The 12,642-nt window shown below is 53.7% G+C and carries 13 protein-coding genes; 7 read left to right on the top strand and 6 right to left on the bottom strand.

All coding sequences use genetic code 11. The features are described from left to right. Nucleotides 1–154 precede the first annotated feature (154 nt). Together mobB and mobA are read right to left on the bottom strand one after the other, a co-directional pair. Nucleotides 155–670 (bottom strand): molybdopterin-guanine dinucleotide biosynthesis protein MobB, encoded by a 516-nt coding sequence (gene mobB, locus PU683_RS19720; protein ID WP_277174222.1) that lies wholly within the window; start codon nt 668–670, stop codon nt 155–157. Beyond that, nucleotides 667–1,251, bottom strand: a complete 585-nt coding sequence (mobA, locus tag PU683_RS19715) for a molybdenum cofactor guanylyltransferase MobA (protein WP_277174221.1) — start codon at nt 1,249–1,251, stop codon at nt 667–669. The genes mobB and mobA overlap by 4 nt, the downstream gene beginning before the upstream one ends. Before the next feature lie 69 nt (nt 1,252–1,320). Between mobA and PU683_RS19710 the strand changes: the two genes are divergently transcribed. The 3 genes from PU683_RS19710 (at nt 1,321) to dsbA (ending at nt 3,292) form a co-directional block, all read left to right on the top strand. After that, entirely contained in the window at nt 1,321–1,590 is a 270-nt protein-coding gene (locus PU683_RS19710) for a YihD family protein (protein ID WP_023479302.1), read from the top strand. Nucleotides 1,591–1,665: 75 nt separating this feature from the next. Further along, nucleotides 1,666–2,652, top strand: a complete 987-nt coding sequence (locus PU683_RS19705; RefSeq protein ID WP_277174220.1) for a serine/threonine protein kinase — start codon at nt 1,666–1,668, stop codon at nt 2,650–2,652. Between the two features lie 16 nt (nt 2,653–2,668). Then, entirely contained in the window at nt 2,669–3,292 is a 624-nt protein-coding gene (gene dsbA, locus PU683_RS19700; protein ID WP_277174219.1) for a thiol:disulfide interchange protein DsbA, read from the top strand. Between the two features lie 12 nt (nt 3,293–3,304). Here dsbA and PU683_RS19695 read toward each other — a convergent pair whose 3' ends face one another. Next, the gene (locus PU683_RS19695) at nt 3,305–4,213 is read right to left on the bottom strand and encodes a 1-acylglycerol-3-phosphate O-acyltransferase, YihG family (protein ID WP_277174218.1); all 909 of its coding nucleotides are present in this window, start codon (nt 4,211–4,213) and stop codon (nt 3,305–3,307) included. 422 nt (nt 4,214–4,635) lie between these two features. Here PU683_RS19695 and polA point away from each other — a divergent pair, with 422 nt between their 5' ends. Further along, on the top strand, nt 4,636–7,422 hold the full coding sequence (polA, locus tag PU683_RS19690; protein ID WP_277174217.1) for a DNA polymerase I: 2,787 nt from the start codon (nt 4,636–4,638) through the stop codon (nt 7,420–7,422). A gap of 164 nt (nt 7,423–7,586) precedes the next feature. After that, nucleotides 7,587–7,634 (top strand): small protein SpfP, encoded by a 48-nt coding sequence (spfP, locus tag PU683_RS22510; RefSeq protein WP_071892919.1) that lies wholly within the window; start codon nt 7,587–7,589, stop codon nt 7,632–7,634. 91 nt (nt 7,635–7,725) lie between these two features. Here spfP and yihA read toward each other — a convergent pair whose 3' ends face one another. Continuing rightward, nucleotides 7,726–8,355 carry a ribosome biogenesis GTP-binding protein YihA/YsxC gene (yihA, locus tag PU683_RS19685; RefSeq protein ID WP_277174342.1) on the bottom strand — a complete coding sequence of 210 codons (630 nt, stop codon included), beginning with the start codon at nt 8,353–8,355 and terminating at the stop codon, nt 7,726–7,728. A gap of 570 nt (nt 8,356–8,925) precedes the next feature. On the opposite strand from yihA, the gene yihI reads away from it, so the two are divergent. After that, entirely contained in the window at nt 8,926–9,429 is a 504-nt protein-coding gene (gene yihI / locus PU683_RS19680) for a Der GTPase-activating protein YihI (RefSeq protein ID WP_277174341.1), read from the top strand. A 186-nt stretch (nt 9,430–9,615) separates the two neighbouring features. Further along, the gene (hemN, locus tag PU683_RS19675) at nt 9,616–10,989 is read left to right on the top strand and encodes an oxygen-independent coproporphyrinogen III oxidase (protein WP_277174216.1); all 1,374 of its coding nucleotides are present in this window, start codon (nt 9,616–9,618) and stop codon (nt 10,987–10,989) included. Between the two features lie 33 nt (nt 10,990–11,022). On the opposite strand, the gene PU683_RS19670 is transcribed toward hemN, so the two are convergent. Beyond that, a complete protein-coding gene (locus PU683_RS19670) occupies nt 11,023–11,133 on the bottom strand; it encodes a YshB family small membrane protein (RefSeq protein ID WP_094192975.1) in 111 nt (36 codons plus the stop codon). Between the two features lie 96 nt (nt 11,134–11,229). Then, a complete protein-coding gene (glnG, locus tag PU683_RS19665) occupies nt 11,230–12,639 on the bottom strand; it encodes a nitrogen regulation protein NR(I) (protein WP_277174215.1) in 1,410 nt (469 codons plus the stop codon). Nucleotides 12,640–12,642 lie beyond the last annotated feature (3 nt).

The raw sequence follows: 12,642 nt of genomic DNA, 5'->3' as shown, positions 1-12,642 counted from the left end.
AAGTGAAACGCCGTAGCGCCGATGGTAGTGTGGGGTCTCCCCATGCGAGAGTAGGGAACTGCCAGGCATCAAATAAGAAGAACCCCAGCCTGACGGCTGGGGTTTTTTGCTTTCCGGGCGAAAAAGGCAAATGAAATGACCCGGAAGTAAGTACTTAAACAGCCTCTTTTTGCGCTAACCACTGCAAAACAAACTCCGCGATTTCCTCAATATCATTAAGATCCAGCACCGGTACCTTCAGCACCCGCGCAACATCGCTCGCAACCGCGATCGCATGTTCATCTATCGTTAATTCACTGATGTCGTGTCCGCAATCTTCGCGCCAGAGCAGGATCTTAGGTACCGGTTCATGTTTAAAGCCCTCGACCAGCACCAGATCCAGCTTTGTCGCATCCATCCTGCTGACCAGCCAGCTAAGATCCAGCTCCATGTTATCAGGCGTTTCCGTCATTAATGCCCATCGTTGGCTGCTGGCGACCAGCGTCTGCGCTGCGCCTGCCTTGCGTAACTCATAACTATCCTTGCCCGGCGTATCAACATCCATATCATGATGGGTATGCTTGATTAAGCCGGGACGAATGCCCCGCGCGCGCAGCGCAGGGATAAGCTTTTTCAACAGTGTGGTCTTACCCGTTCCGCTCCAGGCCGCTACGGCAAGTAATGGGATCATGATTTCTCCTGCCAGTGCGCGAGATCGTCAGGCGTATTCACATTGGCGAATGCCGCACGCCGATCGCTGAAATCGACCGCATGCCCGCCTGCTTCGCGCATAAACATCATAACCCTGCGTTCACCTCGCGCCAGCCACGCTTCGAGCCGCGGTAAAAGGTCCCGATGAAGTAGAACAATCACCGGATGATCCCTTTCGCCATCATGCACCCACACTGCCGGAGCCTGCCCACGGCCTGCCAGTAAACGCGGTAAGAGATCGTCCGGAATATAGGGTGTATCGCAGGGGCAAAAGAGAAACCATTCGGCTTCGCACTGTTGTAAGGCAGCCAGCATACCCGCCAGCGGCCCCGGGAAATCACGTAGCGTATCCTCAATGACCGGCAGACCACTGAGTCGATAGGTATCAAGATTTCGATTAGCGCTGATCGCCACACTCGCTACCTGCGGCGCTAATCGCCCGGCGACATGTTGCCAGAGTGGTTTCCCGTTAAGTGGCAGCAAGCCTTTGTCTTTTCCTGCCATGCGCGAAGCTTTGCCGCCAGCCAGCACGACGCCGAGCACTGCACTGCTATTCTTCACCAGTAACGCCTCTTTTATTGTGGGATTGACCCTGCTAACGTGTCTGGACACAAAATAAGGAGCAGATACATGAAATGTAAACGCCTCAACGAAGTTATCGAACTTCTCCAGCCGGCGTGGCAGAAAGAGCCCGAACTCAATTTAATGCAATTTTTACAGAAACTGGCGCAAGAGTCAGGTTATGAGGGCGAACTGGCAGATTTAAGTGATGACATCCTGATCTATCACCTGAAAATGCGCGACTCGGCAAAAGACGCAGCGATACCGGGGATTCAAAAAGATTACGAAGAGGATTTCAAAACCGCGTTACTGCGCGCCCGCGGCGTGATTAAAGAGTAAAACCTTGTAAGAGGAGCCACCGAAAACGACCCAAAATGATATCCTGAATCATTCGTCGTATTTTCGGATCCCAGGATGACCTGTAACGCTTTTACTTTCCAGACGCTTCACCCGGATACCATCATGGATGCGCTTTTCGCGCAGGGGATCCGGGTCGATTCCGGCCTCACTCCGCTTAATAGCTACGAAAACCGTGTTTATCAGTTTCAGGACGAAGATCGCCGCCGCTATGTCGTGAAATTTTACCGGCCGCAGCGCTGGTCAGCGGAACAGATACGTGAAGAGCATCAATTTGCGCTCGACCTGCAAGAGAATGATGTGCCGGTCGCCGCACCGCTCGCGTTTAACCATGAAACCCTGCTCACCCATGAGGATTTCCTCTTCGCCGTTTTCCCGAGCGTCGGCGGCCGCCAGTTTGAAGCGGATAACCTTGATCAGATGGAGTGGGTTGGCCGCTACCTCGGCCGCCTGCACCAAACCGGCCGTCAAAAACGCTTTACTCATCGTCCTGAGATGGGTGTTATCGAATACTTGATAGAGCCGCGTCAGCTTTTTGAGTCCACGGCCCTGATCCCCGCAGGCTTAAAAGAGGCGTTTCTGAGCGCTGTTGACAAGCTTATCGAGGCCGTTATGGCGCAGTGGCATAATCGCGCCAACGTGCTGCGTCTGCACGGGGATTGCCATGCCGGGAATATTCTCTGGCGCGATGGTCCAATGTTTGTCGATTTAGACGATGCGCGTAATGGCCCGGCTGTACAAGATCTATGGATGTTACTGCACGGTGATAAAGCCGAACAGCGCATGCAGCTGGAGATGATCGTCGAAGCCTACGAAGAGTTTTGTGAATTTGATACTGCGGAGCTGGCCTTGATCGAACCACTGCGCGCCATGCGCCTGGTTTACTATCTGGCGTGGCTAATCCGCCGCTGGGACGACCCCGCATTTCCCAAAAATTTCCCCTGGTTGAACAGCGAAGATCACTGGCGCAATCAGACGCATATTTTTCTTGAACAGGTTAAGGTTCTGCAAGAACCCCCTTTAGCATTAACCCCCATGTATTGAACGGAGAGAGTTGACCATGAAGAAGATTTGGCTGGCGCTGGCAGGAATGATTCTGGCATTTAGCGCTTCGGCAGCAGACATTACCGAAGGTAAGCAGTACAACACGCTGGATAAACCGGTCGCCGGTGAACCGCAGGTACTGGAGTTCTTCTCATTCTATTGCCCGCACTGCTACGATTTCGAGCAGGTCTGGCACGTCTCCGAGGCGGTGAAAAAGAAACTGCCGGAGGGGACAAAAATGACCAAATATCACGTCGAGTTCCTGGGGCCGCTGGGCAAAGAGATGACGCAGGCCTGGGCCGTAGCCATGGCACTGGGTGTGGAAGATAAAATCAGCTCTCCGATGTTCGAAGCGGTACAAAAAACGCAGACTGTTCAAAGCGTTGCTGACATCCGCGACGTATTTATCAAAGCTGGTGTGAAGGGTGAAGAGTATGATGCCGCCTGGAACAGCTTCGTAGTGAAATCCCTGGTTGCTCAGCAAGAGAAGGCCGCGGCCGATCTGCAGTTGCAGGGTGTACCGGCGATGTTCGTCAATGGTAAATACCAGATCGATCAACGCGGTATGGACGGCAGAAGCCTTGATACGTTCGTGAAAAGCTATGCCGATACGGTGAAGTTCCTGGTTGAGAAGAAGTAAAGCTAACGCCGGTCATTGACCGGCGTTTTTACATGAGGCTTTGATGGCATCTATACGTTCATCTTTAGCGAGCCATAACCCATTCAGCCACTGCTGAAAGCTACGCTTAAAATTCTTGTCGTTAATATAATCGCCGTGCAACCCCTCATGAACCGCCAGCAAATCAACACGCACCACGATACGGGTCAATTTACCGCTGAGCATGTCGAAAAAGGGCGTGCGATCGTTTTCCGGGTAGCAGAGCGTCACATCCAGTAACTTATCGAACTGTTTACCCAAAACATTTAACGCCATCGCTATACCCGCCGCTTTTGGCGGCAGGAGATGCTTAAACGAAGAGCGTGTCTGACGCCGTTTCTCTTCCGTAAAACGCGATCCTTCCACAAAATTCACCATCGTCGTCGGTTGCAGGCGAAACCTCTCACATGAACGGCGAGTTGTTTCAACATCTTTACCCCGTCTTTCGGGGTGCCGCAGGAGATAACCTCTTGAGTAGCGGCGCATGAAAGGCATATCCAGCGCCCAGCACGCCAGGCCGATAAAAGGCACCCACGCGAGTTGCTGTTTCAGGAAGTATTTGTTCATCGGGATCTGTTTGCGGAACAGCACGCACAGCACCACGATATCTGCCCAGCTGTGATGATTACAAATAAGGAGATACCAGTTTCTCTTATTCAGCCCCTCCAGCCCCTGAATATCCCATTCCAGCCGGGGATTAAGACGCAGCAGCCAGTAGAGCCCCTCACACCAGCAAGCCATCATCATATTGCAGAATGCAGAGATCGCCCGCCAAAAACGCGGGATCGGAATAAGTAGTTTTAACAGGCCAGCGATAATAATCGGCACAGAGCAGACAATAGTAAGCAGTATGGTTAACAGAACGCTAAAAAAGAGCGTTATAACCGCGTGTAGTCTCGACATGATGAACTATTTCAAAAAGTTAGCAGCAAGATGCTCGCTAAAAGGTATGCAAAACGCCGATTTTAACAGAAAACCGAGAGCGGCAACGGGGAAACCTTTTTCAGCGCTTTTGATGATTAGTAAAGAAGAAAGCAACCCCTTTTTTCTTCTATCCACAAAGAGCAGATTATCACCAAAAAGCAATAGCGATCCTTTTCATCTATTTAACTTTTTGTTTTTAATGGTTTTGTATATTCCTGCGATCTACATAAAGGCACAAAAATCCAGCCAATTAAAAACTGTGCACAAACTTATCCACAGGATGTTTCTGCGAGGGATCCCGACGATCGCGAAATCTTTTCCGCCATTTACCGGGAAAAACTCATGTTTTCATCCTGTCTGTGGCATCCTTTAGCGTAAATTTAAAAACAGGCATGGATATCATGGTTCAGATCCCCGAAAACCCACTCATTCTTGTTGACGGCTCCTCTTACCTTTATCGCGCGTATCATGCGTTTCCACCTCTGACCAACAGCGTTGGGGAACCCACCGGCGCAATGTACGGCGTATTGAATATGCTGCGCAGCCTGTTGCTGCAGTATCAGCCGACGCATGTCGCAGTGGTGTTTGATGCGAAGGGTAAGACGTTCCGTGATGAGTTGTTCGAACATTACAAATCCCACCGACCGCCGATGCCGGACGATCTGCGCGCGCAGATTGAGCCGCTGCATGCAATGGTGAAAGCGATGGGGCTGCCGCTGCTGGCGGTATCGGGCGTTGAAGCGGATGACGTGATCGGCACGCTGGCATGTGAAGCAGACAAAAAAGGGCGTCCGGTGCTGATCAGTACCGGCGACAAAGATATGGCGCAGCTTGTAACGCCGAATGTCACGCTGATCAACACTATGTCCAACACCATTCTGGGGCCGGAAGAGGTCGTCACCAAATATGGCGTGCCGCCAGAGCTGATTATCGACTTCCTCGCGCTGATGGGCGACTCCTCCGATAACATCCCGGGCGTGCCTGGCGTGGGCGAAAAAACCGCGCAGGCCCTGTTACAAGGGCTGGGGGGTCTGGACTCGCTCTATGCCGCGCCAGAGAAGATTGCCGAATTGAGCTTCCGTGGTGCGAAAACCATGGCGGCGAAACTGGAGCAGAATAAAGAGGTTGCTTACCTCTCCTACCAGCTGGCGACCATCAAAACCGATGTTCCGCTGGAGCTGACAAGCGAACAGCTTGAAGTTCAGCAGCCAGCCATCGAGGAGCTTGTGGAGCTCTTTAAGCGTTACGAATTTAAGCGCTGGACGGCGGATGTCGAAGCCGGGAAATGGCTGCAGGCCAGAGGAAGCAAGCCAGCCGCGAAGCCGCAGGAAACCATCGTGGTGGAAGCGGAGCCTGATATCCCAACGGCCACGCTCTCGGCAGAAAGTTACGTCACTATTCTTGATGAAGAGACGTTGCAGAGCTGGATCGGCAAACTGAGAAGCGCGGCGCTGTTTGCCTTTGATACGGAAACGGACAGCCTGGATAACATCAGCGCTAATCTCGTCGGCATCTCCTTTGCTATCGAGCCGGGCGTGGCAGCCTATGTGCCCGTTGCCCATGACTACCTTGATGCGCCGGATCAAATCCCGCGCGACCGCGCGCTGGAACTGCTGAAACCGCTGCTGGAAGATGAAAAGCTTCTCAAAGTCGGCCAGAACCTGAAATACGATCGCGGCGTGCTGGAAAACTACGGCATCGAACTGCGCGGCATCGCCTTTGACACTATGCTTGAGTCCTACGTGCTGAACAGCGTTGTGGGTCGCCACGACATGGACAGCCTCTCTCAGCGCTGGCTGAAGCACAAAACCGTGACCTTCGAAGAGATCGCCGGGAAAGGTAAAAACCAGCTGACTTTTAACCAGATTGCGCTGGAAGAAGCCGGACATTACGCGGCGGAAGATGCCGATGTCACGCTGCAACTCCACCTGGCGATGTGGCCGGAGCTGCAACAGCACGCCGGCCCGCTGAATGTCTTCCAGAATATTGAAATGCCGCTGGTGCCGGTCATTTCCCGTATCGAACGCAACGGCGTCAATATCGATCCGGCGGTGCTGCACAAGCACTCTGAGGAGCTGACCCTGCGCCTGGCAGAGCTGGAGCAAAAAGCGCATGAGATCGCGGGCGAAGCATTCAACCTCTCGTCGACCAAGCAGCTGCAAACCATTCTGTTTGAAAAGCAGGGCATTAAGCCGCTGAAGAAAACGCCGGGCGGCGCGCCGTCGACCTCAGAAGAGGTGCTGGAGGAGCTGGCGCTCGATTACCCGCTGCCGAAGGTGATCCTGCAATATCGCGGGTTAGCGAAGCTTAAATCGACCTACACCGATAAGCTGCCGCTGATGATCAACCCGAAAACCGGGCGGGTGCACACCTCTTACCACCAGGCGGTGACCGCGACCGGGCGCTTATCTTCTACCGATCCTAACCTGCAAAACATTCCTGTGCGTAATGAAGAGGGACGTCGTATTCGTCAGGCCTTTATCGCGCCGAAGGATTACGTCATCGTCTCTGCGGACTACTCGCAAATCGAGCTGCGCATCATGGCGCACCTCTCGCGGGATAAGGGCCTGCTGAAAGCGTTTGCTGAAGGTCAGGATATTCACCGCGCAACGGCGGCAGAGGTCTTTGGTTTGCCGCTGGAGAGCGTAAGCAATGAGCAGCGCCGCAGCGCGAAAGCGATCAACTTCGGTCTGATCTACGGGATGAGCGCCTTTGGCTTGTCGCGCCAGCTCAATATTCCGCGCAAAGAGTCGCAGAAGTATATGGATCTCTACTTCGAGCGCTATCCTGGCGTGCTGGAATATATGGAGCGCACCCGCGCGCAGGCGAAAGAGAGCGGTTATGTTGAAACGCTTGATGGCCGCCGTCTCTATCTGCCGGACATCAAATCCAGCAACGCTGCCCGCCGTGCGGGCGCTGAGCGCGCGGCGATCAACGCTCCGATGCAGGGTACAGCGGCAGATATCATCAAACGCGCGATGATCGCCGTTGATGCGTGGTTACAGCAAGAGAAGCCGCGCGTGCGGATGATCATGCAGGTACACGATGAACTGGTGTTCGAGGTGCACAAAGAGGATATCGAGGCGGTAACGAAGAAGATCCACGAACTGATGGAGAGCAGTACTCAACTCGATGTGCCGCTGCTGGTGGAAGTGGGAAGCGGACCAAACTGGGATCAAGCGCACTAAGCCTGCGGCAGGAAAGGGACTTTTCTGTAACTAAGCAACATAACCCGGCGTTTTTGTGACAATCATTAGAATTCCGTATGTAAAAATTGAAAAGAAATTACAAAAAGTACTTTGTCCAGATCCAAAAAGGGAGTAGAGTTATTCGCGTAGGGTACAGAGGTAAGATGTTCTATCTTTCAGACCTTTTACTTCACGTAATCGGATTTGGCTGAATATTTAGCCGCCCCAGTCAGTAATGACTGGGGCGTTTTTTATTGTGCAAAATAAAGCAATAAAGCGCAGCGGACGCCGCGCAAGAAGGGGTTATTCGCCTGCGTCTTCTGCTGCTGGCGGAAGGGATGAGAACCAGCTATCCAGCTTCTCGCGCAGTTTGTCCACGCCCTGTTTTTTCAATGATGAAAACGCTTCAACCTGCACATCGCCATTAAAGGCGATCGCCGCTTCCCGCACCATCGTAATCTGCGCTTTACGCGCGCCGCTGGCGAGCTTGTCCGCTTTGGTCAGCAGTACCAGCACCGGGATCTCGCTTGCCACTGCCCAGTGAATCATCTGCTGATCGAGATCTTTTAACGGGTGGCGGATATCCATCAGCACTACCAACCCTTTCAGGCACTGACGCTTCTCCAGATATTCACCCAGCGCGCGCTGCCATTTGATTTTCATCTCTTCCGGCACTTCGGCATAACCGTAGCCAGGCAGATCGACAAGGCGTTTGCCCTCTACGACTTCGAACAGGTTGATTAACTGCGTACGGCCAGGCGTTTTAGAGGTACGCGCCAGGCTCTTTTGATTGGTTAGCGTATTGAGAGCGCTCGATTTTCCGGCGTTGGAGCGGCCAGCGAATGCCACTTCGATGCCGGTATCGGCGGGTAAGTGGCGAATATCAGGCGCACTGGTGACAAAGTGCGTCTGTTGGTAATTCAGGTTAGTCAAAATGGTCGTCTCCATCGTTAAAGCATGCGGGGATTATACCTGAACCCACGTAAAAGGCTGTTTTTCTCGCATCATTCCGCTTTGTGCGCGATTGCTATGAGTTTTGTAGGAGATCAGCCCGTTATAGGTTGCGAATTTTCAGAGTAGTTGCAGGTTAAAAATTAGCTAAAATTAATTTAATCAATAACTTATTTTTATGGAATTCTCTTAAATTATCATTTCACGGGTTTTACCTGCTTGTCTCTTTCTCTGAGACGGGTAAAGTAACGACCTGTAGCAGGACGCTTTACAGGAAAGGATAACTCACGGATCGAGGGGTCGGGAGCGCCAGGAGGCGAAGACCAGAGGAACACGTCAGGAGACGTTCACAAGGAGAGGGATCGCGACACGGAGTGTTGATGCTAATGGAAAAACAGGGCAGGTTGATAGCAAACAGGGAACGTAAAGCCCTTTAAGGGTCAGGGTCAAGAAAAAGGCGACAGTTTACACTGCCGCCTTTTTTCTTTGCTTGCTTTCTGCTAGATTCCGCCGCAATTCTATACTGATGAAAAACCACCTAAGACCCCTATGATGAAAAAACCGTCTACCCAACCGCGCGGCAAAGTGCGCCGTAAAACCCGTGAAGAGTTGAACCAGGAAGGCCGCGAACGTAAGCGTGAGAAACGGCATCGCGGCAACGCTTCAGGCAGCCGCGCAAACGGTGGCGATAACGCGTCTGGCTCCGGCAAGGGCAAAGCGCAGAAAGATCCGCGTATTGGCAGTAAAAAACCGATTCCGCTGGGTGTTACCGACACGCCAGTCACTAAGCAGCACAAACCGAAGAGTGAGAAACCTATGCTTTCACCGCAGGCTGAATTAGAGATGCTGGAAACGGATGAGCGCCTGGATGCGCTACTTGAACGTCTTGAAGAGGGTGAAACCCTGAGCGCCGACGAGCAGAAATGGGTTGATGCCAAACTGGATCGCATTGATGAGCTGATGCAGAAGCTTGGCCTCTCCTACGATGATGACGAAGAAGAAGAGGAGGAGGAGCGTAAGGAAGATATGATGCGTCTGCTCAAGGGCGGCAACTAATCCTTTCTTATGGGGCTTCCCGTCCTGCTTATAACCCTTCCGGTTATATGTTATCTGGTGTGGTTATTCGTTAAACTACAGCGGTTGTCGCGGCGCAAACAGTGGCTGCGCAACCGGCTGATAACCCGAAACGGGGTCAGGCCAGGCCGCCGGTATCGCCAGCGGCGTCATCGGAAGGAGTAAGGAATGTCTGAGCATGTCATCGACTGGGATCTGGCCCTGATCCAGAAATATAACTATTCCGGGCCGCGTTATACGTCCTATCCCACTGCACTTGAGTTTTCTGACGACTTCGGCGAAGCGGATTTTCACCGCGCCGTAGCGCGTTACCCTGAACGTCCCCTTTCGCTCTACGTTCATATCCCGTTTTGCCACAAGCTCTGCTATTTCTGCGGCTGCAATAAAATCGTCACCCGTCAGCAGCATAAGGCCGATCAATACCTTGATGCTCTGGAGCAGGAGATTCTCCACCGCGCGCCGCTGTTTAAAGGCCGTCACGTCAGCCAACTGCACTGGGGCGGCGGTACGCCAACCTATCTCAACAAAGCACAGATCAGCCGTCTGATGGCGCTGTTGCGCGGTAACTTCGCCTTTGATGCCGATGCGGAGATCTCCATTGAAGTCGATCCGCGCGAAATTGAACTGGAAGTGCTTGACCATCTACGCGGGGAAGGATTTAACCGCCTCAGCATGGGCGTGCAGGATTTTAATAAAGAGGTACAGCGGCTGGTTAACCGCGAACAGGACGAAACGTTTATCTTCGCTCTGCTTAACCACGCGCGCGACATCGGCTTTACGTCGACCAATATCGACCTGATTTACGGCCTGCCCAAACAGACGCCGGAGAGTTTCGCCTACACGCTGCAACGTGTCGCTGAGCTAAGCCCGGACCGCTTAAGTGTCTTTAACTATGCGCATCTGCCGACGCTCTTTGCCGCTCAGCGCAAAATTAAAGACGCGGATCTGCCTTCGGCGCAGCAGAAGCTCGATATTCTGCAGCAGACTATCTCCTCCCTGACCGCATCCGGGTATCAATTTATCGGCATGGATCACTTCGCCCGTCCGGATGACGAACTGGCGATTGCCCAGCGCAACGGCGTGCTGCACCGCAACTTCCAGGGTTACACCACCCAGGGCGACAGCGATCTGCTGGGGCTTGGCGTCTCGGCCATCAGCATGATTGGCGACAGCTACGCGCAAAACCAGAAAGAGCTCAAACACTACTATCAGCAGGTTGATGAGCAGGGAAATGCGCTGTGGCGCGGCATTGCGCTGTCCCGCGATGACTGCATTCGCCGGGATGTGATCAAGGGGCTCATTTGTAATTTCCGCCTGGCATTCAGCGATATTGAGCGCGCGTGGGATCTCGATTTCCGCGACTACTTTGCGGAAGATCTGCAGCTGTTAGCGCCATTGATTAAAGATGGGCTGGTGGAGAGGGATGAGCAGGGGCTACAGGTGACGGCGAAAGGGCGTCTGTTGATTCGCAACATCTGCATGTGCTTCGATGTCTATCTGCGCCAGAAAGCGCGGCTGCAGCAGTTCTCGCGGGTGATTTAACAGGCCTGCAAAAGCACCAGGCCTGTTAAACCGCTAGCTAAACAGCCCGACCAGCGTTGCACAAAGCAGCGCTGCGACGGCCGTTTGCGGCGTATGGCTGGCAGAGGCGCCAGCCGTAACCAGATGAATGAACGATTCCAGCATGATAACCCCCCCTGAACGCGCAAGATCATACTGCACTGCGGCTAACAGTAAAGCACAAAATAGCAGCACTTTTCGCCAGCGGTTCGCGCTTTACGCTCACTCCATGCCCAGCTCTTTTAACTTACGCGTCAGGGTATTGCGCCCCCAGCCGAGCAGGCGTGCCGCTTCCTGTTTATGCCCCTGAGTGTGGCGCAGCGCGGTAGTCAGCAGTGTGCGCTCCATCTCCGGTTGCGCTTCAGAGAGCAGGTTTTGATGACCGGAGCGCAGCGCGCGATCGGCCCACTGCGCGAGCAGTGTCGCCCAGCTGTCCGGCAGACTCTGCGACGGGCTCTCCGGCACAGTAGCTTCAAACAGCTCACTGGGCAGATCCTGAATCAGCACTTCCTGGCCTGCCGCCATCACCGTTAACCAGCGGCAGGTGTTCTCCAGCTGGCGCACGTTGCCCGGCCATGCCAGACGGGTCAATGCCGCTTCAGTTTCCGGATGCAGCAGCTTCGCTTCCACACCCAGTTCACGGGCAGCGTCCTGTAAGAAGTGGCGCGCCAGACGCGGAATATCTTCCCGGCGTTCGCGCAGTGGCGGCAGATGTACGCGGATAACATTCAGACGGTGGAACAAGTCCTCCCTGAATTTTCCCTCCTGTACGCGCAGCTCCAGGTTCTGGTGCGTTGCCGCAATAATACGTACATCGACTTTCACCGGCGCATAGCCGCCCACGCGGTAAAACTGCCCATCGGCTAGCACGCGCAGCAAACGCGTCTGTACATCAAGCGGCATATCGCCAATTTCATCTAAAAACAGCGTGCCGCCATCGGCCTGCTCAAAACGCCCCTGACGAATGGTATTCGCGCCGGTAAAGGCTCCTTTCTCGTGGCCAAACAGCTCCGATTCGATCAAATCTTTCGGGATCGCCGCCATATTGAGGGCGATAAACGGCGCTTTAACGCGCGGGCTGTGGCGATGCAGCGCATGAGCAACCAGCTCTTTCCCGGTGCCGGACTCGCCGTTAATCAATACGCTAATCGATGAGCGCGACAGACGGCCAATAATGCGAAACACATCCTGCATCGCCGGCGCTTCGCCGATGATATCGGTGGTCGGGCCGAGGGCCTGCACATTGCGCGGCTGCTGCTGCTCCTGATAGTGACTGATAGCGCGCTCAACCAGCGCCACCGCTTCATCAATATCGAACGGTTTAGGCAGGTAGTCGAAGGCCCCCTGCTGATAAGCACTGACCGCCGCATCCAGATCGGAGTGCGCGGTCATAATGATGACCGGGAGCATCGGATGGCGCTGCTTAATCTGTTTTAACAGCGCCAGACCGTCCATACCGGGCATGCGAATATCCGAAAGCAGAACATCCGGCGTTTTGGTGGTCAGCGCATCAAGCACTTCATTGGCACTTTCAAACGTTGTACAACTCAAGCCTGCCCCGGTGAGCGCGCGTTCAAGCACCCAACGGATGGAGCTATCGTCATCCACGATCCAGACTATCCCTCGTTGCATAAA

It is taken from the genome of Candidatus Kosakonia sp. 282A-S69, from assembly GCF_029433855.1.
Classification (GTDB): domain Bacteria; phylum Pseudomonadota; class Gammaproteobacteria; order Enterobacterales; family Enterobacteriaceae; genus Kosakonia; species Kosakonia cowanii_A.
The sequence above is the reverse complement of the archived record's forward strand: the minus strand, read 5'-3'. Positions and strand labels throughout refer to the sequence as shown.